This is a genomic window from Paenibacillus sp. YAE3, assembly GCF_057546105.1.
Map to the genome: position 1 here is coordinate 189,536 of NZ_BAAIYF010000010.1, position 24,902 is coordinate 214,437.

The 24,902-nt window shown below is 57.2% G+C and carries 18 protein-coding genes and 1 riboswitch; of the genes, 17 read left to right on the forward strand and 1 reads right to left on the reverse strand.

Annotated features, from left to right (window positions below; all coding sequences use genetic code 11):
• Nucleotides 1-6: 6 nt before the first annotated feature.
• From AC27KL_RS20085 to AC27KL_RS20145, 13 genes are all read left to right on the forward strand, one after another.
• Complete coding sequence (locus AC27KL_RS20085; protein ID WP_487170781.1) at nucleotides 7-1,029, forward strand: ThiF family adenylyltransferase; 1,023 nt, start codon at nucleotides 7-9, stop codon at nucleotides 1,027-1,029.
• 97 nt (nucleotides 1,030-1,126) lie between these two features.
• A riboswitch (TPP riboswitch) is annotated at nucleotides 1,127-1,231 on the forward strand.
• Nucleotides 1,232-1,362: 131 nt separating this feature from the next.
• Complete coding sequence (gene tenA / locus AC27KL_RS20090) at nucleotides 1,363-2,061, forward strand: thiaminase II (RefSeq protein ID WP_487170782.1); 699 nt, start codon at nucleotides 1,363-1,365, stop codon at nucleotides 2,059-2,061.
• Nucleotides 2,058-2,891, forward strand: a complete 834-nt coding sequence (thiM, locus tag AC27KL_RS20095; protein WP_487170783.1) for a hydroxyethylthiazole kinase — start codon at nucleotides 2,058-2,060, stop codon at nucleotides 2,889-2,891. The genes tenA and thiM overlap by 4 nt, the downstream gene beginning before the upstream one ends.
• Nucleotides 2,888-3,700: a bifunctional hydroxymethylpyrimidine kinase/phosphomethylpyrimidine kinase gene (gene thiD, locus AC27KL_RS20100; protein ID WP_487170784.1), complete on the forward strand. Its 813-nt coding sequence runs from the start codon at nucleotides 2,888-2,890 to the stop codon at nucleotides 3,698-3,700. The genes thiM and thiD overlap by 4 nt, the downstream gene beginning before the upstream one ends.
• Complete coding sequence (thiE, locus tag AC27KL_RS20105; protein ID WP_487170785.1) at nucleotides 3,697-4,377, forward strand: thiamine phosphate synthase; 681 nt, start codon at nucleotides 3,697-3,699, stop codon at nucleotides 4,375-4,377. Before thiD ends, thiE begins: the two co-directional genes overlap by 4 nt.
• A 392-nt stretch (nucleotides 4,378-4,769) precedes the next feature.
• Entirely contained in the window at nucleotides 4,770-5,222 is a 453-nt protein-coding gene (locus tag AC27KL_RS20110; RefSeq protein ID WP_339323964.1) for a cupin domain-containing protein, read from the forward strand.
• A gap of 223 nt (nucleotides 5,223-5,445) precedes the next feature.
• Nucleotides 5,446-6,456 (forward strand): substrate-binding domain-containing protein, encoded by a 1,011-nt coding sequence (locus AC27KL_RS20115; RefSeq protein ID WP_339323965.1) that lies wholly within the window; start codon nucleotides 5,446-5,448, stop codon nucleotides 6,454-6,456.
• On the forward strand, nucleotides 6,446-8,356 hold the full coding sequence (locus AC27KL_RS20120; RefSeq protein WP_487170786.1) for a cache domain-containing sensor histidine kinase: 1,911 nt from the start codon (nucleotides 6,446-6,448) through the stop codon (nucleotides 8,354-8,356). The genes AC27KL_RS20115 and AC27KL_RS20120 overlap by 11 nt, the downstream gene beginning before the upstream one ends.
• Nucleotides 8,356-9,570 (forward strand): response regulator, encoded by a 1,215-nt coding sequence (locus tag AC27KL_RS20125; protein WP_339323967.1) that lies wholly within the window; start codon nucleotides 8,356-8,358, stop codon nucleotides 9,568-9,570. The genes AC27KL_RS20120 and AC27KL_RS20125 overlap by 1 nt, the downstream gene beginning before the upstream one ends.
• Nucleotides 9,571-9,858: 288 nt before the next feature.
• Nucleotides 9,859-10,944 carry a multiple monosaccharide ABC transporter substrate-binding protein gene (chvE, locus tag AC27KL_RS20130; RefSeq protein WP_339323968.1) on the forward strand — a complete coding sequence of 362 codons (1,086 nt, stop codon included), beginning with the start codon at nucleotides 9,859-9,861 and terminating at the stop codon, nucleotides 10,942-10,944.
• 37 nt (nucleotides 10,945-10,981) lie between these two features.
• The gene (mmsA, locus tag AC27KL_RS20135) at nucleotides 10,982-12,532 is read left to right on the forward strand and encodes a multiple monosaccharide ABC transporter ATP-binding protein (RefSeq protein WP_339323969.1); all 1,551 of its coding nucleotides are present in this window, start codon (nucleotides 10,982-10,984) and stop codon (nucleotides 12,530-12,532) included.
• Nucleotides 12,516-13,682 carry a multiple monosaccharide ABC transporter permease gene (gene mmsB / locus AC27KL_RS20140; protein ID WP_487170787.1) on the forward strand — a complete coding sequence of 389 codons (1,167 nt, stop codon included), beginning with the start codon at nucleotides 12,516-12,518 and terminating at the stop codon, nucleotides 13,680-13,682. The genes mmsA and mmsB overlap by 17 nt, the downstream gene beginning before the upstream one ends.
• 161 nt (nucleotides 13,683-13,843) lie before the next feature.
• Complete coding sequence (locus AC27KL_RS20145; protein ID WP_487170788.1) at nucleotides 13,844-14,464, forward strand: 50S ribosomal protein L25; 621 nt, start codon at nucleotides 13,844-13,846, stop codon at nucleotides 14,462-14,464.
• 132 nt (nucleotides 14,465-14,596) lie between these two features.
• On the opposite strand, the gene abc-f is transcribed toward AC27KL_RS20145, so the two are convergent.
• On the reverse strand, nucleotides 14,597-16,495 hold the full coding sequence (gene abc-f, locus AC27KL_RS20150; RefSeq protein ID WP_487170789.1) for a ribosomal protection-like ABC-F family protein: 1,899 nt from the start codon (nucleotides 16,493-16,495) through the stop codon (nucleotides 14,597-14,599).
• A gap of 415 nt (nucleotides 16,496-16,910) precedes the next feature.
• Here abc-f and AC27KL_RS20155 point away from each other — a divergent pair, with 415 nt between their 5' ends.
• The 4 genes from AC27KL_RS20155 to AC27KL_RS20170 all read left to right on the forward strand — a co-directional run bounded on the left by AC27KL_RS20155 (nucleotide 16,911) and on the right by AC27KL_RS20170 (nucleotide 24,759).
• Nucleotides 16,911-17,984 (forward strand): undecaprenyldiphospho-muramoylpentapeptide beta-N-acetylglucosaminyltransferase, encoded by a 1,074-nt coding sequence (locus AC27KL_RS20155; RefSeq protein WP_339323973.1) that lies wholly within the window; start codon nucleotides 16,911-16,913, stop codon nucleotides 17,982-17,984.
• Nucleotides 17,985-18,067: 83 nt separating this feature from the next.
• Nucleotides 18,068-21,391 (forward strand): DEAD/DEAH box helicase, encoded by a 3,324-nt coding sequence (locus AC27KL_RS20160; protein ID WP_487170790.1) that lies wholly within the window; start codon nucleotides 18,068-18,070, stop codon nucleotides 21,389-21,391.
• 214 nt (nucleotides 21,392-21,605) lie between these two features.
• Nucleotides 21,606-22,592 (forward strand): hypothetical protein, encoded by a 987-nt coding sequence (locus AC27KL_RS20165; protein ID WP_487170791.1) that lies wholly within the window; start codon nucleotides 21,606-21,608, stop codon nucleotides 22,590-22,592.
• Nucleotides 22,593-22,821: 229 nt separating this feature from the next.
• Entirely contained in the window at nucleotides 22,822-24,759 is a 1,938-nt protein-coding gene (locus tag AC27KL_RS20170) for a DUF2207 domain-containing protein (protein ID WP_487170792.1), read from the forward strand.
• The last annotated feature ends 143 nt before the right edge of the window (nucleotides 24,760-24,902 follow it).

The following is a 24,902-nucleotide window of genomic DNA, read 5'->3' on the forward strand; positions in this document are numbered from 1 at the left end:
GACGGGATGCATAACGATCGGTATTCGAGGCAAGCGTTGTTCCCCCAAATCGGTCCGGACGGCCAGCGGAAGCTTGGAGAGGGGCATGTCCTGATCGTCGGCGCGGGAGCGCTGGGGTCGGTAAGCGCGGAAACGCTTGTGCGCGCAGGCGTAGGCACCGTCACCATCGTGGACCGCGACTACGTGGAGACGAGCAATCTGCAGCGGCAGCAGCTGTACTGCGAAGAAGACGCCCTGCTGCGCCTGCCGAAAGCGGCGGCGGCCAAAGCCCGCCTGGAACGCATCAATTCGGACATCGACATCCGGGCCGTCGTCGCCGACGCCGCCGCTGCGGAAATCGAAGGGCTGGCGCAGGGCGTGGACGTCATCCTCGACGGGACGGACAACTTCGAGACGCGGCTCGTGATCAACGATTTGTCCCAGAAGCTGGGCATTCCATGGATTTACGGCGCTTGCGTCGGCAGTTACGGCATAACCTTCACGATCGTGCCCGGCCGAACGCCATGCCTCTACTGTTTGCTTGGGACGGTGCCGACCGGCGGCGCAACTTGCGATACGGCCGGCGTCATCGCTCCGGCGGCGCAAATGGTCGCGGCTTACCAAGCCTCCGAAGCGCTTAAGCTGTTGGTAGGCGATCGGGATGCTTTGCACGGCAAGCTCGTTTCGTTCGATTTATGGACGGGCGCCCATGCCGCGATCCGGGTCGGGGGCATGAAGAAGCCGGATTGCCCGTCATGCGGAAAACACCGCACCCACCCGTACCTGCAGCCGGCCAATCAGTCCCGGACAGCCGTGTTGTGCGGCCGGGATACGGTGCAAATTCGTCCGCACGCACCGGTCCGGCGCGATTTGAAGGAGCTGGCGCGCAGATTGTCCCGGCTGGGCGGCGAGGTCAAGGAGAACCCGTATCTCGTGTCTTTTGCGGCGGGAGGATGCCGGTTGACGGTTTTTTGGGACGGGCGGGTTCTCGTGCACGGAACGAAGGACATCGCGGAAGCCAAAAGCTTGTACCACCGCTATTTAGGCTGAGTCCGAAGGGGCGGAGGGAACATTCGGCGCCGATGTTTCCGGTTTGACAAGCGGCGGCTTGAAGGATAAAGTAAAGGGTGAAAAACGAACTTCATACGAAATCCACTGGGGGAGCCGCGAGCAAGCGGCTGAGACAAGGATGCTTGGACCCTTTGAACCTGATCCGGATCATACCGGCGTAGGGAAGTGGAACGGACTTCGCCTATCCCATGCCTTTTCATGCTGATAGCGTTTCGGAGCCGCTCCATTTCGGGGCGGCTTTTTTGAGTTTGATCGGCCGCTTCCGGCTTCTTCTTGTTTGGATTTCATCCAAATTCATTCGGAGGTGTTGGCATGACCCGTTTTACCGATGAGCTTCGAAACGAAGCGGATCCGATTTTTCGCGCCATTTTTGACCATCCGTTCGTGCGCGGCATTGCGGAGGGAACTTTGCGGAAGGAGCAGCTGATCCATTACGTGAAGCAGGATTTCGAGTATTTGAACGCCTATATCCAGTTATACGGAATCGCGATCTCGAAATGCGACAGCCGCGACACGATGGCCCTTTTTAACGAGCAAATTTCGTTCATCTTGCACAGCGAAACGCATCCGCACAACAATTTTTGCAGCGTGGCGGGCGTTTCGTACGAACAATTGCAGGGTTACCCGCTTGCCCCGTCGGCGAACCATTATGTCCGCCACATGCTGAGCGTGGCCCATGGAGGAACGCTTGAGGATATTTTGGCGGCGATGCTGCCGTGCCCTTGGACGTATACGGAGATCGGCGCCAAATTGCTGGCGGAAGTGAAGCCGGACCGTTCCCATCCGTTTTACGATTGGATGCACTTTTACGGCCGCTTCGAAGGCGGGATTACGGATAAGATGCGTCTGCTGCTGGACGAGCGGGCGCAAGGTTTGTCTTCCGACCGGAAAAAACGTCTCAAGGAGCATTTCGCGGCAAGCTGCCGTCTGGAGTACATGTTCTGGGACATGGCATATACGCTGGAAGAATGGCCGGTTCCCATGATCCCGGCGGAAGGGGTGGGACGATGATCGAGGATATGCAGCATTTGCCCGGCATCGTCAAGCGGCGCAGGCCTCTCGTGCACAACATCACGAATATGGTGGTGACGAATTTTACGGCGAACGGATTGCTGGCGATCGGAGCGTCCCCCGTCATGGCCTATGCCCGGAAGGAAGTTGCTGATATGGCGAAAATAGCGGGCGCGCTGGTGTTGAACCTGGGCACGCTCAGCGCCGGGCTGGTCGAAGCCGCAATCATTGCCGGCCGGTCGGCGAATTTGCACGGAGTGCCGGTGATTCTCGATCCGGTAGGTGCAGGCGCCACTCCGTTCCGGACGAAAGCCGCCCTGGAGATTCTGCGGGAAGTCCGCGTCGCCTTGGTTCGCGGCAATGCGGCCGAAATCGCGAACCTGATCGGCGAAACGGCGGCCATCAAAGGCGTGGATGCGGAAGAGTCCGAATCGGAGCCTTCGGTCGACCTCGCGGTGCGGGCCGCCTGCCGTCTCGGCAGCGTCGTGGCGATCACCGGTCGGGAGGACGTCATTACGGACGGATTGAAGGGATACGTGGTCCGGGGCGGACATCCGATGCTCACCCGCGTAACCGGGACGGGTTGCCTGTTGACGTCGGTCATCGGCGCGTTTGCCGCCGTTGAAACGGATTTGTTGACGGCCGGGGCGGCTGCGCTTGCCTTTTACGGGGCGGCGGCATCGCGGGCGTACGCGGCGGCAGGCGGCCGCGGGCCGGGAAGCTTTCAAGCCGCGTTCCTTGACGCCTTGTCCGAAATGGATCAATATCCGCTTCCGGAAGAGGCGCTTAGCGAGCACCCGGTTTCGGCCGGAAGGGGGTTCGTGCAATGAGCGTTCCGAAAGCCTTGACGATAGCCGGTTCCGACAGCGGCGGCGGAGCCGGAATCCAGGCCGACCTGAAAACGTTCCAGGAGCTCGGCGCATTCGGAATGTCGGCGATTACGGCGGTTACGATCCAAAACACGCTGGGCGTGGACGGCGTCTATCCGCTGCCGGCCGCAGCCGTTGCCGGGCAAATCCATGCCGTGGGGACGGATCTTGGCCCGGACGCGGTCAAAACGGGCATGCTGTTCAGCGCCGACATTATCGAAGCGGTTGCGGATCAGATCGAAACATTCGGATGGAACCGGGTAGTCGTCGATCCGGTCATGATCGCCAAAGGCGGGGCGGAACTGCTGCGGGACGATGCCGTCGAGGCGTTGACGCGCAGGCTGCTGCCGCTTGCGCTCATCGTCACGCCGAATATACCGGAGGCGGAAGTGCTTGCCGGGCGGCCGATTGCCTCGATGGAGGAGCGCCGCGAAGCAGCAATAACAATCGCGGAGTTCGGCGTCAAAATGGTCGTCATTAAAGGGGGCCACGATCCGGCGTCGGACGAGGCCGTCGACCTGCTGTACGACGGGGAGTCGTTTACGGAGATCGCGCGGCCCAGAATAGCGACGAAACATACGCACGGAACGGGCTGCACGTTTTCCGCGGCCATCGCGGCCGAACTTGCGAAAGGGGCGTCCCCTGGCGAAGCCGTACATACCGCAAGGGATTACATCCAGGCCGCCATCGAGGAGGCGCTTGGCATCGGAGGAGGCAGCGGCCCGACCAATCATTGGGCGTACCGGCGCAGGAAGGAGATGGTCCGGTGAAACGCTTTGAACCGACCGACTTGAAGGAAAGGCTGAAGCTTTATCTTGTCGTCGGCAGCGTCAATTGCAGGCAAGATGCGGCGGAGGTCGTGGAGGAAGCCATCCGGGGCGGGGTCACGATGGTACAGCTTCGCGAGAAAGGGCGAAATGCGCTCGCGGGGAACGCCAAGGCCGAGCTGGGCGGACGCATCCTTGCGGTTTGCCGGCGATACGGCGTGCCGCTTATCGTCAATGACGACGTCGACCTGGCGCTTGCTTTGGACGCCGACGGCGTGCACATCGGACAAGAGGACGAGCCGGCGGACCGGGTGAGGGAACGCATCGGGAACAAAATTTTGGGCTTGTCCGTGCATACGCTTGAAGAAGCCAAGCTGGGCGCGGAGCTGAGTGCCGATTATTTCGGGGTCGGCCCGGTTTTTCCGACCGTTTCCAAAGAGGATGCCCGCCCGGTTCAAGGCACGGCAATGCTGCGGAATATCCGGCGGATGCATGCGGCCATGCCGGTCGTCGGCATCGGAGGCATTACCGCAGCCCGCGCCCCTGAGGTGATTCAAGCGGGGGCGGACGGCATCGCGGTCATTTCGGCGATTACGCAAACGCCCGATCCGTACCTGGCGGCGATGGAGCTGTCCCGCGCGTTGACCGTATCCATGGCTGGACGAAATCCCCAAGCTTAACATATCCCGGTTTGACGTCCCGAAGGATGGATCCGGAATCCTTGATGATCGCGGATATGAATCCAACAACAAGGTAACGCTGCGCATCAGCTCGAGCATGTACCGCATGACAGGGCATGTTGCACCGAAAAGGAAAACCATGCATACGGTTTCGCTTACAGGCTGAATTGGAAAGGGGTCATTCGAAGATGAACGCACTCAAACTTACCGCCCGGTTCAGTCCGGGCCGTCCGGGGCAAAATAGGGAAGGATTCGCCAATGCTTCGGCAGAAGGGAATCCGTCATTTACAATCCGCTCCTTTATTTGTTAAAGTAAAGGGCGGATTCCCTCATAAACAGGGTTCATTTCATTCTACAGTATGTACAATCCTGGCACGGAAAGAAGGCAGAACATGACGGAAGCAATGTTGTCCCCTTTGGTTAAAACCTTGGACCTCCAGCCCCATCCCGAGGGCGGTTGGTACAAGGAGCTTTGGAAATCTTCGTTCGAGATTCCTCAAGCGGTGCTTGACGCCAAATATTCGGGTTCGCGGCCGGCGGCCACGTCCATTTATTTCCTGCTGCACCCGAACGAATTTTCGAAATGGCATCGTGTCTACTCCGACGAATTGTGGCTGTGGCATGCCGGAAGCCCGCTGCAGCTCGTGCTTGGCGGAGACGGAGAGAACCCGGGAGAGCGGAAGGAAATCGTGCTTGGCATGGACCTGGAGAAAGGACAAGTTCCCCAAGCTTTGGTGCCGGCCAACGTATGGCAGGAAGCGCGCCCGCTTGGGAACGAACCGGTGCTCGTCTCCTGCGTCGTATCGCCCGGCTTTCATTTCGACGATTTTACGATGATCGATTAACACAGCGGTCCAGCGCCTGAATAGGAAACCCTGCTTGCAATCCACGTTGCGGCAGGGTTTTTGCGTTTTTCGCCGAACAAGGCGATATCGCTTCCCCATCCCCCCGACCCAGGCAACTTCCCAAGAATTGTTGAACTTTCCCTCACGGATGAAGTATATTACATCATGTTATAATGTAACCGATTCCACATACGGAATGAACGCCGATACGGGGGATATAAACATGAAGAAGTTGATGATGATCTACATTTTGCTTATCGCCGCTTTCGTCGGATATGTCGTGATGTACCGGCTTGAAGACCAGCGCCGCAGCAACGCCTGGCAGGACGGGGGCCTGCACGGCAGCATCGGCGAAAATTATGTCATGGTCACCTTTCAATCCGGGATGGAATATTGGAAAAACATTCTTAAAGGATTCGAAGACGGAGGCGATGCCCTTGGCGTCTCCGTCGATTATCGCGGCTCCACGCAATATGACGTAAAGGAGCAGATCACGGTGCTGGAGCAGGTCATCGCCAAAAAACCGGCAGGCATTGCGTTGTCCGCCATCGACTCCAGGGCGTTGACCTCGACGATCAACAAGGCGGTGGACGCCGGCATTCCCGTCGTTTTGTTCGACGCCGACGCTCCGGACAGCAAAGCTTATTCATTCCTCGCCACGAACAATTACGACGCGGGGGCCGCGGCCGCCGACCAAATGGCCCTCATTTTGGGGCGGGAAGGCGAGGTCGGGATCATTACGCAGCCCGGACAGCAGAACCATGACGACCGGATGTCAGGGTTCCGCGACACGATCGCCGCCAAATATCCGGCCATGTCGGTCGTGGACGTCAAGGAGGGGAAGGGCGATACGATGATTGCCAAAAACGGCGCGTCGGAAATGCTAAAAAAACATCCGGCGTTAAAAGGCATCTTCGCCACGGAAGCGAGCGGCGGAGCCGGGGCGGCGGATGCGGTCATCGCCGCGAACAAAACCGGCAAGGTCAAAATCATCGGATTCGATACGAATAAGGCCACCTTGGACCGGATTTCCGACGGAACGATTTCGGCCACGATCGCCCAAGGCACTTGGAACATGGGGTATTGGTCGCTGCAGTATCTGTTTCATCTGCACCACGGTCTGACGGTCCCCGCCCCGACGCTCGGGAATGACGTTTCTCCCCTGCCGCCGCGGGTGGACACGGGGGTAACGATCGTAACCCGGGAGAATGTGAAGGATTATTATGCGAAATAAACGGAAGGGAACATGGAGGGACAAGTTGATGCAGTGGGGCCGCTTCAGCGACTTGCCGCTCCGGTACAAGCTTAGCGTCCTGTTTCTGATGGTCGGCATCCTGCCGTCGATCGCGCTCGGCGTGCTGGTCAACTTCACGGTGAACCGGATCGTGGACCAGCAGGTGACGGCGAACACGATCCAATTGATCGGCAAGGTGAACCAAACGCTTGATAACGATATGGAGAACCTGCAAAACATCACGTACCTGATCGGGTTCGATCCGAAGATCAAACGGTTTCTGGACGGCCGGATGCCTTCGGCTCGCGGCGGCACGGCGGCAGGCGGGCAAAAGCCGGTGCTTGACGATAAAAACGGCGAGTTGTACGCGGTTAAGCAGTATTTGCAAGGGTTTACGACGCTTTACCCCGAGATTGCGGCGATCCTGGTCGTAAACGGCAGCGGGGATTACGTCAGCAACGAAATGTATGCCCGGTCTCCGGAGAACTTGACGCGCGATGACTGGTACATGGAAGCGGCCAAACATGAAGGTTTGTTTACGGTGCTTGGCCATCCGCAGCAGCGCAACGTAACGACCCATGTCCATTATGCGAATGACGAGCTGGTTTCGGTCGTCCGTTCGTTTGTGGATCCCGATACCCGCAAGGTTACCGGGGCGGTGCTGATCGACCTGAAGCTGCGGGCGGTTGCGAAGGCGGTCCGCGATGTGACGCTTGGGAAAAACGGGTATCTTATGGTGACGGAAAAAAACGGCGCCCCGATCTATGCGCCGGACGACCCTCTCGTACCGGAGGTGCCTTCGGCCTGGTTTCCACAACAGGATAGCGGCGCGTTCGTAAAGGAGGCGGGGGGACGCCGCCTGCAATTCATCTACGGCACGTCCTCGTTTACGGGGTGGCGGACCATCGGCGTCTTCGAAACGAATGAAGCGATATATGAGGTCCGGGAAATCCGTTTTTATCTCATTTGCTTTTTGTTCGTCGTTTGCCTGTTCGGCCTTACGGCTTCCTATACGCTTTCCCAGTCCATTTCCCGGCCGATCCGCCAGCTGATGTCTTTCATGCAAAAGGCCGAATCCGGGGATCTGACCGTCCGCTACCTTCGGCACCGGCAGGACGAGGTCGGGATGCTGGGACGCAGCTTTAACCGCATGCTGCTGGAAATACGCAAGCTCATCAAACTGAACGAGCTGCGCGAGCGGCAGAAGCGCGAAGCCGAGCTGCGAAGCCTGCAGGCGCATATCAAACCGCATTTTTTGTACAATACGCTCGATACGATCCATTGGATGGCCAAGAAAAAAGGGGCGGACGACGTGTCCGACATGGTCGAGTCGCTGTCCACGCTTTTCCGGATCGGACTCAGCAAGGGAAGCGACATCATCCCGATCCGGGACGAGTGGACGCATATATCGAGTTACCTGCAAATCCAGAAAACAAGGTACCGCGACAGGCTGCGATGCGATTTCCTGCTTCCCCGGGAAGCGGAAGGTTTGTTCGTGCTGAAGCTCCTGCTGCAGCCGATCGTCGAAAACGCGATCTATCACGGCATCAAAGCCCGCAGAGGCCCCGGCCATATCCGGATTGCGGCATCCGTGGACGAACACGCCCTGTTGCTGACCGTATCCGATGACGGGGCCGGGATTCCGCCCGACAAGCTCGGGGAGCTGCGCCGTCAGCTGCGGGATCCGCTGTCGGCGATGGAAGAAAACGCCGGCGGGGGCGGGCCGGCCGGACGCAACTACGGCATGCTGAACGTGCAGGCGCGGATTGTCCTCACCTTCGGGGAGGAATACGGCATTTCGATCGAAAGCACGGAGGGGAAAGGGACAAGCGTGACGATCCGTCATCCTCTGCTCCATGAAGCCCCTTCGCCAACCGAAAACGATGGGGGAAACATGTGATGAACAATCTGTACCAAGTGCTGATAGCCGACGATGAACCGATCATTCGCGAAGGGATCATCGACGCCGTGGATTGGGAAAACCTCGGCATGGAGGTAGCCGCCGAAGCCGAGGACGGGGAAGAGGCGCTCGACATTGCCCAAGGGCGCCATATCGACATCGTTTTGGTCGACATGAACATGCCGATCATGGACGGCATCACGTTCATGAAAAAGCTGAAGGAGTCGCAGCCCGCATGCCGATTCGTCATCATTACGGGCCACGACGAGTTCGCTTACGCGCAGGAAGCCATCCGGCTCGGGGTGAAGGACTATATCCTTAAACCGGTCAATGCCGGCCATTTAAGGGAAGTGCTGCAAAGCGTCAAGGAGGAGCTCGACGAGCTGCATGTCCGGGACCATTACCTGAAAAAAGCTTCCGAGCAGATCGAAAAAAATATTCCCGTGCTGCGGGAACGGTTTTGCCGGGAATGGATCCAAGGGCTCATCGGCGACACGGAGGCGGCGGAGCAGCTTGAATTTCTAGGCCTTCCTTCCAGGCTGCCCGTGCAGGTCGGCGTCGTCCGCTGGCCGGAAACATCGGTGAATCAGCCTTTGATGAAGGAAAGCGAAAGGCAGCTGTTCCTGTTCGCCATCGAAAACATCGTCGCGGAGTTCGTCCAGCAGGCGGACCATTTGCTTTTCCGCGAACATACGGGATTGATCGGCATTTGCCTGTGGGACGAGACGCCGGTGGAAATCGCGGCGGAAATCGAGCAGGCGGTGCAGAACTTTTTGAAAATGACGGTCCACGTCCATTTGGAAGCGGTGAAGGAGGGGCCCGGAGCGGTGGCGGAAGCCTACGACGCCTGCCGGGAAGCCGTCTTCCGCGAAGCGCAGCTGTCGCCGCTCGTCCGGAGGGCAAGGCAGCTTATCCATGAGCAATACGACCAGCCGGGACTGACGCTGGAGACTTTTGCATCCAGCCTGCAAGTGTCCCCGGTGTATTTGAGTCGGCTGCTGAAAAAAGAGCTGGGAACGTCTTTTGTAAGCTTCCTGACGCAGACCCGGATCCGGAAAGCGATCCAGCTGCTGAATTCCACCAATATGACAATGTACGAGATCGCGGAGCGGGTCGGTTACGAAAGCCAGCATTATTTCAGCACCGCCTTCAAGAAGGTGATGGGCGTTTCGCCCAACCGTTACCGCAAAGGAGAAGCGTTCCAAGACATGTAGCCGCTTTAGGCAATCATCCCGCGTATTCCGGAGAGTATCCCTTCCGGCCGTTTGACGGTCGGCGGAGGGGTGCTCTTTTTTTTATCCGCAGCATGCCTCCCACGGAGACGTTTTTAAACATTTGCGACTTGGAAGATCGACAAAGGTATGAAATTTATAAAAAATGGTCGATCCGGTGAAAAGACCCCGCCCGGCCTTCAAGTGTATTCTTTTTAATACAGAGAGGCCTTACGGCCGGGCAGGTGTAAGCGCTCTCGGATGCAGCATTCAGGAAAGGAGATTGAACCGATGAAGAAAGCATTAGCAGGACTTTTGATCGCATCGATGCTGATGGTCCTGACGGCTTGCAACTTGGCCGAATCGGGAGCCGGCGACAAAAATAAAGGTTATGTCGGACTGGCCATGCCGACCAAATCGTCGGAGCGCTGGGTTGCCGACGGACAAAACATGGAGCGGCTGTTCCAGGAAAAAGGATACAAGACGGATCTGCAGTTTGCGGAAGACGTGGTGGAAAATCAAATCTCGCAGATCGAAAACATGATCACCAAAGGCGTCGACGTCATTGTCGTGGCTTCGATCGACGGCAATACGCTGACCGATGTCATCAAAAAAGCCCATGACCAGGGCATCAAGGTGATCGCCTACGACCGGTTGATCCGGAACACCGAATACTTATCCTATTACGCCACCTTCGACAATTTCAAGGTCGGCGTGCTGCAAGCGTCCTATATCGAGCGAAAGCTCGGACTGAAAGAAGGGAAGGGGCCGTTCAACATCGAGCTGTTCGGCGGGTCGCCGGACGATAACAACGCTTATTTCTTCTACGACGGCGCCATGTCGGTCTTGAAGCCGTACATCGATTCCGGGCAGCTGGTCGTCCGCAGCAAACAAACGACGATGGCCCAGATCGCGACGCTGCGGTGGGACGGTTCGCTTGCGCAAGCGCGGATGGATAACCTGCTCAGCGCAAACTACTCGGGCGCGCATCTGGATGCGGTCCTGTCCCCGTACGACGGCATCAGCATCGGCATCATATCGTCCCTCAAAGGCGTCGGATACGGAACCGCGAAAAAACCGATGCCGGTCATTACCGGACAGGACGGCGAGCTAGCCTCCATCAAGTCCATCGTCGCCGGGGAACAGACCCAAACGGTATTCAAAGATACGCGGAAGCTTGCGGAGCAGGCGGTCAAAATGGCGGAAAGCATCCTGAAAGGCGAAGAGGCGGAGGTCAACGACACGAAGTCCTACGACAACGGCGTGAAGGTCGTTCCCGCGTACCTGCTTCCTCCTGTTTCCGTCGATGCGTCCAACGTCGAAAAGGAGCTAGTCGAAAGCGGCTATTACACCAAGGAGGAAATCGGCCTGAAATAAGCCGTTCACATACTCGAAGGATCGGAAGGTGAAATCCATGTCGGAATACATTCTTGAAATGCGGAACATCACGAAAGCGTTTCCCGGCGTCAAAGCGCTCGATAACGTCAACCTGAAAATCCGGGAAGGCGAAATCCATTCGTTATGCGGGGAGAACGGAGCGGGCAAGTCCACGCTGATGAAGGTGCTCAGCGGCGTGTACCCGCACGGCTCCTACGAAGGGGATATTTTGTTCAAAGGCAAAACCTGCGAATTCAAAAACATCAAGCAAAGCGAAGAGCTCGGCATCGTCATCATCCATCAGGAGCTGGCCCTCATCCCTTACCTGTCCATCGCGGAAAACATTTTTCTGGGCAACGAGCGTTCCCGCAAAGGTTTGCTGAACTGGAACGAAACGATCACGGGAGCCCGCGAACTGCTGGAAAAGGTGGGACTGAACGAGCACCCGAACACGCTGGTGGGCAATATCGGGGTCGGCAAGCAGCAGCTGGTGGAAATCGCCAAAGCGCTCTCGAAAAAAGTGAAGCTGCTCATTTTGGACGAACCGACGGCCGCGTTGAACGAAGACGACAGCGAGAACCTGCTGCGGCTGATGCTGGAGTTCAAGAAGCAGGGCATTTCCTGCATTCTCATTTCCCATAAGCTGAACGAGGTGTCGAAGGTGTCGGATTCGATCACGATCCTGCGCGACGGCAAAACGATCGAAACGCTGGACATGAAAAGCGGAGAAGTGAACGAAGACCGCATCATCCGCGGCATGGTCGGGCGGGATTTGACGAACCGGTATCCGGAGCGGACGCCAAACATCGGCGATTGTATTTTGGAAATCAAGGATTGGACGGTGTACGACGAGGTGCGGAGCGACCGGAAGGTGCTCGATAACGTCAACCTGCACGTTCGCCGCGGCGAAATCGTCGGGATTGCCGGACTAATGGGCGCCGGGCGGACGGAGCTTGCGATGAGCGTCTTCGGAAAATCTTACGGACGGAACATCAGCGGCACCTTGTACAAGGACGGCAAGCCCATCGAAAACAACTCGGTCACCCAGGCCATAAACAACGGATTCGCGTACGTGACGGAAGACCGCAAACATTACGGGCTGATCTTGATCGACGACATCAAGCGGAACATCTCGCTTACCGGCCTATCCAAGCTGGCGAAAAAAAGCGTGATCAACGATAAGCAGGAGATTTTGGTGGCGGAAGACATGCGGAAAAAGCTGAAGATCAAAGCCCCGGACATTCTGCAAAAAACCGGCAATCTCAGCGGCGGCAACCAGCAGAAGGTGGTCCTCAGCAAATGGATCTTTTCCGAACCGGACATCCTCATTCTGGATGAGCCGACGCGCGGCATCGACGTCGGGGCCAAATACGAAATTTATACGATCATCAACCAGCTGGCCGACGAAGGAAAAGGCGTCCTGGTCATCTCCTCCGAGCTGCCGGAAATTCTGGGCATCTGCGACCGGATCTACGTGATGAACGCCGGGCGGATCACCGGGGAAGTCAGCCGGGAAGAGGCTTCGCAGGAAACGTTGATGAGATACATGACCAAGACAGGAGGTCCAAAGCATGGAAACGTTAGTTAAATTGTTCAAAAATAACATCCGCCAGTACGGAATGATTATCGCGCTTGTCGTCATCATGATCTTTTTCCAGTTGATCACGGGCGGCCTGCTGCTTGAGCCGATCAACATTACGAACCTCATTTTGCAAAACAGCTACATTCTCGTCCTCGCCATCGGCATGGTGCTGGTGATCATTACGGGACATATCGACCTTTCGGTCGGATCGGTGGCGGCCTTCGTCGGTGCCGTCGCCGGCATCATGATGGTGGATATGCATCTGCATCCGGTCGTCGCGGTCATCGCTTCCCTGATCGTCGGCGGGCTGATCGGCGCATGGCAGGGCTTTTGGGTCGCTTACGTCAAAATCCCGGCTTTTATCGTCACGCTTGCGGGCATGCTGTTGTTCCGGGGATTGACCATGATCGTGCTGAAAGGCCAATCCATCGCGCCGTTCCCTGCTGGCTTTCAAAAGATCAGCTCCGGTTTCATCCCGGATGTGGGCAGCGGCAGCATCAACGTGGTGGCGATTGCGGCCGGCGTCATTTGCACCGTCATTTTTGTCATCAATGAACTTCGCGACCGGCAGTCCAAGAAAAAATACAACTTCGACGTTTTGCCTGGCGGCTTGTTCATCCTCAAGCTCGTCATCATCGCGGCCGTCATCATGGCGTTTGCGTTTATGCTGGCCAGCTACGCGGGATTGCCGAACATTTTGATTCTGCTGCTTGCGCTCATCCTCATCTATTCCTTCGTCATGAACAAAACGGTGATGGGACGCCATATTTACGCGATCGGCGGCAACGAAAAAGCGGCGGGATTGTCCGGCGTCAAAACGAAAAAGGTGACGTTCTGGGTGTTCGTCAACATGGGCGTCATGGCCGCCATCTCCGGTCTCATCTTCGCGGCGCGCCTCAACGCGGCCACGCCGCGGGCCGGCACCAACTTCGAGCTTGATGCGATCGCCGCAAGCTTCATCGGCGGCGCTTCGGCGACAGGCGGCATCGGAACGGTGTTCGGGGCAATTATCGGCGGCCTGGTCATGGGCATCCTGAACAACGGCATGTCGCTCATCGGCCTCGGCATCGACTGGCAGCAAGGCATCAAAGGGCTTGTGCTTCTTGCGGCCGTCGCCTTCGACATTTATAACAAAAAGAAAAGCAGCGTATCGTAAATCGACGCCAGACGGGGGCAACAGCCTCCGTCTATTTTTTTGTTCGGGCCGCAAATTCATAGGCGCAATGTTTGATTTGGCTCCATTATGGGTAATACATAAGTATGCCGTTTCGATAGAAAAGGCGGCAGATTTGGCGATATCCAAGGAGGTAATGCTAGATGTCACAGACACTTACGGCTGAGCCGCGAAAAGATACCAAGCATTCGAGCTTGCGCAAGTTGAGGGAAAGCGGGCGCATTCCGGCCGTCGTGTACGGATCCCAAACGGAAAGCATTCCGCTCAGCGTCGATGTCAAGGAACTGATGAAGGTGGCCCGGACCGGACGCACCGAAATGTTTACGCTGAAGGTCGAAGGTTCCTCCGATTTTAACGTCATCATTAAGGATTTCCAGAAAAAAAGCGGGGCCGTGAGCCACGTCGATTTCTTGCAAATATCCGCGAATAAGCGGCTGAAGGTCCGCGTGCCGATCGAGTTCCTCGGAACCGCCGAAGGGACGAAAGCCGGCGGCGTGCTCCAGCATCAGGAAACGGAGCTTGAGGTCGAGGCGCTTCCGGCGAATTTGCCGGCCACGATTCAGGTGGACATTTCCCACCTCAACATGGGCGACAAGCTGGTCGCAGGCGACATCAAGCTTCCTGAGGGCGTGACGCTGGTGGCGTCCCCCGAGGAACTGATCGCTTCCGTCACCGCTCCGCGTGCCGTGCTGCAAGCCGAAAACGAAGCGGAAGCCGAAGGCGAAGCAGCCGCGGATGCTGCGGGAGAAGCGGCCAAGGAATAAGGCCGCCTCAAGGCCGTTCATCGAATGGACGGCAGACTGATCCCCATTTGAAACCAGCCCGTCTCTGGAATGAGACGGGCTGGTTTTTTATATATGCTGCCTGCTAAAAACCGGCCGTTCGCGGGCGTCGTTTTATTCGGAATGAAGCAGCCATTCCTCGTACAGCCGGTGAAGATGTTCCTCCAGCCGTTCGCGTTGTTCGTGAAGCTCCGCCAGCCGGATCGCGTCGCAGGCGACCTCGTCGTCCATCATTTGCGAATCGAGGCGCTGCAGCTCCTGCTCGGCGGCTTGGATTTCCTCTTCCCGGTTTCGCCGCGGCGCATTCGGAGGGGATACGCGCTGCTTCCCGGGAGCCGGGGCAGGAGCGGTTTCGGTTTCGCGCACGGTCCTCAGCTTTTCCGAAACCGCCTGCTGCCTGTATTCCTCCAGCCCCCCATGGATGACGCGCAGCCCGCTTTCCTCCAGGCTCCAAATCGTGTCGGCAAGCCGGTCGATAAAATAACGATCATGGGATACGGCAAGGATGGTTCCGGGAAATTCCTCCAGCGCTTCCTCGAGCACTTCCCTGGAATCGATATCCAGATGGTTTGTCGGTTCGTCAAGAATGAGCAGATTGGGCTTCAGCTCCATCAAAACGGCAAAACGCAGGCGCGTCCACTCGCCTCCGGAGAGGTTCGACACGTTTTTGAACACGTCCGGCCCGTAGAACAGGAAACGCGCCAGCTTGCCGCGGGCTTCGCCTTCTTCGACCCCCGCTTGTTCGCGGAAAAATTGGAGCACCGTTTGCCGGTTGTCGTCCGGATGCTCCTGTTGGGCGAGATAGCCGATGACGACGCGCGAACCTAAAGCGATCGAACCTTCCGTCACTTCTTCGCGCCCCATAAGCATGTGGAGCAGGGTGCTTTTGCCGCAGCCGTTCGCCCCGAGCAGCATGACCGTTTCGCCGTAGCGGAGCAGTCCGTTCGCATGCCGGAACAGGAAACGTTCCCCGAACGCCTTGCCGACCCGGTCAAGATATACGACCTGCTTGCCCGAGCGGTCCTCCTGGCGGAGCTCCAGCCCCATTTTTTTGCGCTCCAGCACGGGCCGTTTCAGCTTGACCATGCGATCCAGCGCTTTTTGCATGGAAGCGGCGCGGCGGTGAAAACCGGGATTCGGCGGATTAGACTGGTTGCCCCATTCGATCAGCTGCTTGATGCTTTCCTGCATTTTTTTGATCTTTTTCTGCTGTTCCTGGTATTGCGCGAATTGCAGCAGCAGACGTTCTTCCTTTTCCTTTTGGTAGCCCGAATAATTCGTGTGGTAAATGAAAGCTTCGCCGTCTTCGATTTCGACGACCTTGGTGATCACGCGATCGAGGAAATAACGGTCATGGGAAATGACGAGCACCGTGCCGGCGTATTCCGCCAAAAACTGTTCCAGCCATTCGAGCGCCGCCATGTCCAGATGGTTCGTCGGTTCATCCAGCAGCAGCAGATCCGACCGTTCGAGCAGCAGCGAAGCGAGGCCGATTTTCGTTTTCTCCCCGCCGGAAAGGGAGGAGAAGGCTTGCGGCAGCTGGTCTGCTGGAATCCCCAGGCCGGCCGTGATTTTGGCGATGGAGGCTTCGATTTCGTAGCCGTTTGCGCGTTCGAACCGCTCCTGCAGCTTGCCGTATTCGTCAAGCCAGCCGGCCAGCGCCTTGGGATCGCCGCTTTGCGCCGGATCGGACATCAGCGCCTCGAGCGCCCGCATCCGGCCCTGCCATTCCAGGACATGGGCAAACGGACGCAGGAGCACGTCATGAACCGTTTCTTCCGCGGCCGCTTCCGGAATTTGGGCGAGCATGCCGACTTTCGTTCCTTTCGAGATGGCGATTTGCCCCTGAGCCGGGGTTTCGTTCCCGTTCAGGAGGCGGAGCAGGGTGGTTTTGCCGCTGCCGTTCCGGCCGATGAGCGCGACCTTTTCCCCGCGGGATATTTCGAAGCTGATATCGGAGAGCACCAGTTCAGCGCCATGGTATTTTTGCACGTTTTTGCATTGAATCATCATTTGTTTTTTCCTCCATAGATGCCGGGACCTACAGAAAAAAAGCCGCAGGGAAATGTCCCTGCGGCTTAAGCGTTCAACGCAACATCATCCGTTGAAGTTAAGGTAGGAGCGGCATTTCGCAATTTTTTGAAGCAACCGGATATTTAAAAATGGACAGACTGATCCCGTGAAATGCCGCTGCATAAAAAATTCCGGACAATGCCATGGGTAATTGGTTGATCCGGTCGTTCGAAAAATTGCGCACCACTGCTACCTCACCTCCTTCAAAATATAGATACGCTCATTTTAGCGGCTTTGGACGCAAATGGCAATAGGCTAAAGACGCCATATTCCCGATTGATGCCGACGGCATCGTCACAAGCCTTCCTTTGGGCTGTATAATGGAATAAAACACTGCAAGCAGATTCAGGGGGAAATGATGAACAAAATTATGTTTACCGGCGGGGGCTCCGCTGGTCATGTCACCGTAAATTTGGCGCTGATGCCGCTTTTTTTGGAAGAAGGCTGGACCGTAGAATACGCGGGGTCCGTGGCGGGCATCGAAAAAGACCTGGTAAGCGCCCTGCCCGACGTGAAATATTTTCCAATCTCGACAGGCAAATTAAGACGGTATTTCGACATCCAAAACGTAAAGGATCCGTTTAAGGTAGCCAAAGGCGTGTACGAGGCTTACCGGTTGATCCAAAAGCGCAAGCCGCAGGTCGTCTTTTCGAAAGGCGGGTTCGTGTCCGTCCCCGTGGTGATCGGGGCGTGGCTGAACAATGTGCCCGTCGTGATCCATGAATCGGATATTACGCCGGGCCTTGCGAACCGCATCTCGATTCCGATGGCGTCCGTCGTCTGCACGACGTTCCCGGAAACGGCCGAACAGATGAATACGGCTAAAAGCCGTTACGTGGGCGCGGTGGTGCGCCAGGAGCTTCACCAAGGCCATGCGGACCGGGGCAGGGATTTTTGCGGTTTCCAAGCGAACCAGTTCGTGCTGCTGGTCATGGGCGGAAGCCTGGGAGCCCGCAAAATCAACGAGGCGGTCAGATCGGCGCTGCCTACCCTGCTGAGATATTTCCAAGTCGTCCACATATGCGGCAAAGGCCAGGTCGACCCGAGCATGGACAGACCCGGTTATATTCAATACGAATATATCAACGAAGAGCTGCCGGACGTCATGGCCATGGCGGATCTGGTGGTTTCCCGCGCGGGATCGAATTCGATCTTCGAGTTTTTATCGCTGCGCAAGCCGATGCTTCTTATTCCGTTGTCCAGGCAGCAGAGCCGGGGGGATCAGATCCTGAACGCCCGCTCGTTCGAAAAGGCGGGATACTGCAAAGTTCTGGAGGAGGAAGAACTGAACGGGGACACCTTGTTCTCGGGAGTGATGGACGTATTCAAAAGCCGGAAAGAAATAGTTGAGAACATGCGGAGCAACCCGAGTTCCGATGCGCTTTCCGAGGTGTTCCGCTTGATCAAAGAGACGGCCAACCGCCGATAAGGAGAACAAGAGTTCTCGGTTTCGCGGGATATATGGTATATTGGTAAGACAGAGACCAAATACGCTTCGGAAAGGATACATTCATGCTGGCATTTACCGCTGAACGAATCAGGACATTGTGCGGCGTCACGGGCTATAAACGCGGCGAGGCGATGGTCGAGCAGGGACAGGTCATGGTCGCGGAGCGCGACGATGAGGACCGCTGCAGCCGGGCCGTCGTGCAGGACCATGAAGTATATCACGTCCATATCGACATTGACGGGGCGGACTTCCATGCGGAATGCGAATGCGGCGCTTACGGCGGTTATTATCCGTACTGCAAGCACATTGCGGCCGTGCTGATTCTGATGCTGGACGAGGAGAAAAACGGAGCGCGGGAGAACCGGGGAAAAGGCGAAGTGGTGCCGCTCCCGACGCCCGGCGTGACTTCCCGAGACATCCGATTGACCGGCGGTTTGATTGATTTGTTCGGCAAAGCCGCGGACCAAAGGCGCATCAAAGCGGGGCAAAGGCTTGCGAACGCCTTGAAGGAAACCCTTAGCGTCGAATTCATATGCAAAATCACCGACGAATACCTGCCCGAGCCCAAATTCAAAATCGAAATGAAGGTGGGGCTGAAGCGGACGTACGTTGTCCAGAACATCCGGCAGCTGCTGCTGCATATCGAAGAAGGACGGCCGCTGCCGTTTACGAGGCTGTTTACCTACGATCCCGCGAAGCATACGTTTCGGGACGAAGACTGGGCGGTTATCGAGCAGCTGCTGCGCATTGCCGCCAGCGAATTCGCATACGACGAGACGGGCCGGTATTATGCCGGATTCGCCTCATCGGGAAACCAGCGGCTGCTGACGGTTCCGCCTCTGGCATGGGAGACGCTGCTGCCGCGGCTGATCGCCGCCGGCGCCTTCCTTGAACGGGACTTCGGCGAGCCTGCGCGGATGGAGGCGGCGGAGGGGAATCTTCCCGTCTCGTTCGAAATCGGCGGCGGCACGGGCGAGGCCTACGGCCTTGAAATCCGGGGCCTCAAAAGGGTGACGGTAATGAACGCCTACCGCTGCGCCGTGTTGGAGGGGAAGGTGTACCTGCTGCCGGAACGGGAGCTTTATCTGCTGTCCGAGATGAAGTCGCTCCTATACCGTCACGATCATACGAAAATCCACGTATCCCCGCATCAAATGGATGCGTTGATGGAGAAGGTCGTCCCGGGATTGCGCAGCATCGGCCGGGTGTCCGTGGATCCGGCGATCCGTGACCGCATCGTCCAGCCCGCGTTGTCCGCGAAACTCTATCTCGACCGGGACGAGGCCGCGCTGCATGCCAGAGCGGAGTTCGTGTACGGCGGGATCGTGATCGACGCGCTAGCGGGCGATTGGGAAACGCGGAAACATGCCGACCTGATCCTCGTCAGGGATTCGGAAAAGGAGAAAAAGCTGCTGGACGCGCTGAACGAAAGCGACTTTATCCGCCTGGACAAAGCGTGGCAGCTGGATTTGGCGGAGGAGGACAGCGTATACGACGTGCTGTTCCATCTGCTTCCGAAGCTGGATTCGTGGGTCGAGGTCTATGCGACGGACAGCGTCAAGCAGATGATCCATACCGGCCGCAAGGCGCCCAAAATCAAGGCGGATACCAACGAGACGACCAATTGGCTGGAGATCAGCTTCGAGCTGGACGGCATCAGCGAAAAGGAAATCCGCAACATTTTGCTCAGCATCGTGGAAAAAAAGAAATTTTACCGGCTTGCCGAAGGTACGTATTTGTCGCTTGAGGGAGAGGCTTTCCAATTGTTCGGCGAGCTGTACGACGAGCTGGGCATGAGGAAAGGGGACCTCGCCGGAAGCCGCATGGAGCTTCCCCTGTTCAGGAGCCTTCAGCTGCGGGACCGGGATCACGGCAGCCTCAAGCTCGGAAAATCGCTGCGCGTCCTGCTTGACCATATGCTCCATCCGCAGCACGGGGAGTTTGAGGTTCCGGCCGAACTCGCCTCCGTTATGCGCGATTACCAAAAAGAAGGCTTTCAATGGCTGAAAACGCTCGGCTCTTACCGATTCGGGGGCATTTTGGCCGACGATATGGGGCTGGGGAAAACGCTGCAGAGCATCGCCTACCTTTTGTCGGAGGCTCGCGGGCAGGCGACTCGCAAACCCGCGCTGATCGTTGCGCCGGCGTCGCTCGTATATAACTGGGAGCAGGAATTCTGCCGCTTTGCCCCGTCGCTTAAGGTAGAGGTGGCCCTGGGCGCAAGGAAGGAACGAAGCGAAATGCTGCTGCGCATGGCGGATGCGGATAGCGAAACGGACGTACAGGAGGGCGGCGAAGACGCCGCCGGGGAATCCGATGCCGACGTCATCATCACCTCGTATCCTTCGCTGCGCAAGGATATCCGGATCTACAGGGAAATGGCGTTCAGCACCCTCATCTTGGACGAGGCGCAAGCGATCAAAAACGCCTCGACCCAAACCGCCCAGGCGGTCCGCGAAATAACCGCCGGATGCAGATTTGCGCTGACAGGCACGCCGATCGAAAATTCGGTGGACGAGCTGTGGTCGATTTTCGACGCCGTTTTTCCGGGGCTTTTTTCGGGCTTGAAAAATTTCCGCGGGTTGTCCCGGGACCGGATTGCCCGGATGGTGCGGCCCTTCATTTTGCGGCGCCTGCGCTCGGAGGTGCTTGAAGAGCTGCCCGAACGCATCGAAACGGTGCGGCACTCGGAGCTGTCCAGGGATCAGAAAAAGCTGTATGCCGCCTACCTGGAAGAGTTCAAGGAGGAAACGATCCGCGACCTTGAATTCGAAGGCTTTCAGCGCAGCCGGATGAAAATATTGGCCGGCATCACCCGGCTTCGCCAGCTGTGCTGCCACCCGGCGCTGTTCGTCGACGGCTACGAGGGGGAATCCGGCAAGTTGCAGCAGCTGCTCGAGGTAGCGCAGGACTGTCTGGAAAGCGGCAGGCGCATCCTCATTTTCTCCCAGTTTACGAGCATGCTGCGCATCATCCGCAGCGAACTCGGCAAGCTTGGCATTCCCGCATTTTACCTGGACGGCCAAACGCCGGCCAAAGAGCGGGTGGACATCTGCAGCCGCTTTAACGCCGGCGAACACGACGTGTTCCTGATCTCGCTGAAAGCCGGCGGCACCGGACTGAACCTGACCGGAGCGGACACCGTCATTTTGTACGATCTGTGGTGGAATCCCGCGGTCGAGGAGCAGGCGGCGGGCCGTGCCCACCGGATGGGCCAAAAAAACGTGGTGCAGGTCATCCGGCTCGTCACGAAAGGTACCGTCGAGGAGAAAATGGTGGAGCTGCAACAGCGCAAAAAAGACTTGATCAAAGAAGTGATGGAACCGGGGGAACAGAGCCAAACGGCGCTGACGGAGCAGGAAATCCGCGAGCTGCTGGCGCTGTAGCGAAAAACGCTTCCCTCACTACGACGCAACGCTTGGCGCGAGCCAAGCGTTTTTTTATGGGTTCGTTGGTGCGAAGCCCTAAAAAAGGATGTACTTTTAACGGATTTATGAAGGAATTTCGGAGGGTATGGCGAAATGTACCAGCATAAGGACTAGTATATTTGACCTATTAATCTGTGATTCATCATAGATTTTATATGAGGAGAACGACGATATGGGGTACAAACCAGACCTAATGACAGAACAACATCCTGAGCCAACGTTCATGGAGCCGTTTTTTCATCGCCAAAAGACAAGCGGACCGTGCCGCAGGCGCGAGGAGCTTTTGGCCCGGCATGTTTGGCGTCAAAAAGGGCCGGAAGGGGGCGAAGCCGGCAAAGCCGCTTTGGAAGCGGAGAGGTACGCCGATCGGCTGGAGCTGATCAAATCTGTTCACCACGTTTGCGGCGAAGCGGTCGACTGGAGCCGGATCGCTTCATTGGCGCCTCCGTTCCGCCGAGGGGAAAAAGGTCCGCGCGAACAGGCGGCGGAAACGCGTTATGCCGAGTTTAAGCCGACGCGGCTGCAGAAACTTCTGAAACAGGATGCCGCCATCCGGCAGGAGCTGGAGGAGCAGCTGGCGCAGGCAAAGGAGCAGGACCGGCGGGAATATGCCGCATGGAAACACGCGACCGATTTTGCCCGCGACATTATGGAAGGCCATCGCACCGCGTATCTGCGGGTGCTGGAGGAATTTGCCCCGCTGAATGACCTGCTGGCCCTTGGAAGCGGATTGGAATTCGTGGTTCTGGACCCGAAGACGGTTGAAGTCGAATTGGACGTCCATTCGGGGCAGATCATTCCGCTTGCATCCAAACGACTTACGGAAGAAGGGGAACTGGCGGCTGCTCCGCTCGATGCGGAGGCTCGAAACGCCTTGGAATACGAATACGTTTGCGGCTGCGTCCTACGGATCGCCCGGGAGCTGCTTATGATATTGCCCCTCGAAACGGTGCTTATCCATGCCCGCGACACGAAAATGAACCGGGACTCGGGACAGGAGGAGTATGTGACCGTGTTGTCCATCAGCCTCGACCGGGACACGTTGTCCCGGCTGGACGTAGCCCCGGGGTCTTATTTGCAGCTGCTGGGGCATTTTACTCACCGTGTCCGGTTCGATCCGGCGGGCGGTTTTGCTCCGGTGGAGCCGCTCGAAGCTTAGGTATAGGCATAGGGGGAGGTCGTCCCCCGTTCCGCTTGAACCGGCTTGCGCCCAGGCGGCGGCCGTTTTTTCGCGCGCTCTTTTTCAATCCGAAGCCTTCCCCGTCCCAAGCAAGATTGGTACCTTTTCCTCTTGAAGAACCGCCCGGAGCATTTGTTAATATATAAAGCAAACGCCTGGAAAATAGAAAAAACGGGCATTGGGGAAAAGAGACGATGGGAGTGAGCGGATGAAAAAATGGATGCTGGCGCTGGGGACTCTCCTTTTGGCCATCGTCATCGCGGGATGCGATAATGATGCCTATTCCATGGATCGCGTCGATTCGAAAGCATATATTACGCCTGACGGGGACTTATATGTGGAAGAGCTGTTCACGTATACGTTTAAAGGCGATTACGAAGGTGTGACCCGGGCCGTTTCTCCGGGAGAGCACGACGGGATCGAATTTTTCGAAGCTTATGTTCCGCCGGAGGGCAAAAAGCTCGGGGAGTTTTCATATGAACATTTGGAACGCCTGAAGACCGAATGGAACGGCGAAAATGAAACTTACTACGTCTATGATGCCGCCAAAGACGAAACGAAGCGGGTTTATTACCGCTACCGGATCGACAAGGCCGCCGTTAGATACAGCGATGTGGGACAGCTGGATTGGCGCTTTTTCAAAAACAACAAGCAGGAGCTTCATCACGTCACGCTCGATGTGTTTTTGCCTTCCGGTGACGGCAAGGCCGATGTCCATGCCTATTTGCTTGACCGCACGGGCGGGACGGTCACGGCCGGGGGCGAATCGGCGGTTCATTATGAAAACCCGGTGCTGTCCGAACGCGGGGATGCGCATTTGTCGATCTTTTTTCCGCAGGAGCAGCTGTCGCAGATGACGGCGAGCGAAAAAAAGGTCTCTGCTTCCGAGCTTCTTCAAAAAGAGCAGAAGGCGGAAGCGCGGCTCAAGGCGCGCGATGCGAAGATGGGGCAAGCCGGCAACGTCCTTCGCGTCCTGACGGCGGTCGCCCTGCTGGGCGCCTTGATGTACAACGTGCTGTCCGTCAGAACCCTGTCGGCCTGGTTCGGGCATAGAAGCGTAACGAAGCGGGAGCTGGAAGAACTGGACCCCCTGATGAAAACCTATGTTCTTCGCAAAGGAAAGCTGAAATCCCAGGATTTCATCGCGGGGCTGCTGTCTTTGCGGAGCAGGGGGCACGTGACGGTCAAAGAGGTCCAAGCGTCCAAACGCTTTTTGGAGGAGCCGACCGCTCCCGACGCGACGCTGGAATTTACGCTTCGAGGAAAAGCGGATCAGCTGAATGCCGCCGACCGGCAGCTGATCCATTGGCTTTTCGGCGAAAAAAGGGCATTTCGTTTGGATTCGGTCGCCTTTCCGACCTTTAAGGAAAAACAGGATCAGAAGCAGATTATGAAATACCGCCTTCAGGCGGCGAAACACGCCAAAAACTTTCAACAATGGTGCAGCATCCTGGCAAAGACGGAGCCGTACGCCCGCGAGGTCAGATTTAACGGGCTTCTTAAACTGCTTGCGCCGCTGACCGTGATCGTTCATTACGGGCTGCTTCTTTACCTGTTTTACGCCGATGCCGCATCCGCCGCGGCTATCGTCACGGTTGCCGTACTGATCGGGATTGCCGGCATCTTCGCCTGCGTCAAATCCAAAAACAAATGGTGGCTGGTCGCCTATCTGACCGGCTGCTTCTTCGCCGGAGCCCAGCTGACGCATGAGCAGGGGATGGATGCGTACCTGATCTTCGTGCTGAGCTCGCTACTGTTCGCGGCGCTGATGCCGAGAACGATCCTGTCGACGGAGATGCTGAAATACCGTTTCGCGCTTAAAAAGTCAAAAAAAAGACTGGCCAAGGGCGGAGACGCTCCAACCGGAGACGCGGCCGCGGCGGAACGGGAGGCGGAGGATGCGGTTCTGCTTGGGGTCGTGCCGAAATACTTAAAAAATATGGAGAAAAAAGATGCGGCCGGCACGGTTTTATCCGCCGCGGCATTGCCGGTTCTGCTGCATGCCGAATTGCTGTCGTCGCTTGCGTATACGCAAAGCCACTTGAACTTCATCCCTCCCCGCCCTCTCTATAGTTCCGGCGACAGCGGGGGAGGTTACGACGGCGGCGGTGGAGGCGGCGACGGCGGGGGGACGGGAGCGTTTTAACCATGGAAATTGTTGCATCCGGACCTGGATGCGGAAGCATCGTTTACGCTGTGCAGGGGCAGACGTCCCTGCATTTTTATGCCAAAAATTTGTGCTTTTCCTCACATCGAATGGCATGTATCCGCAATTCCGTTTATAATAGA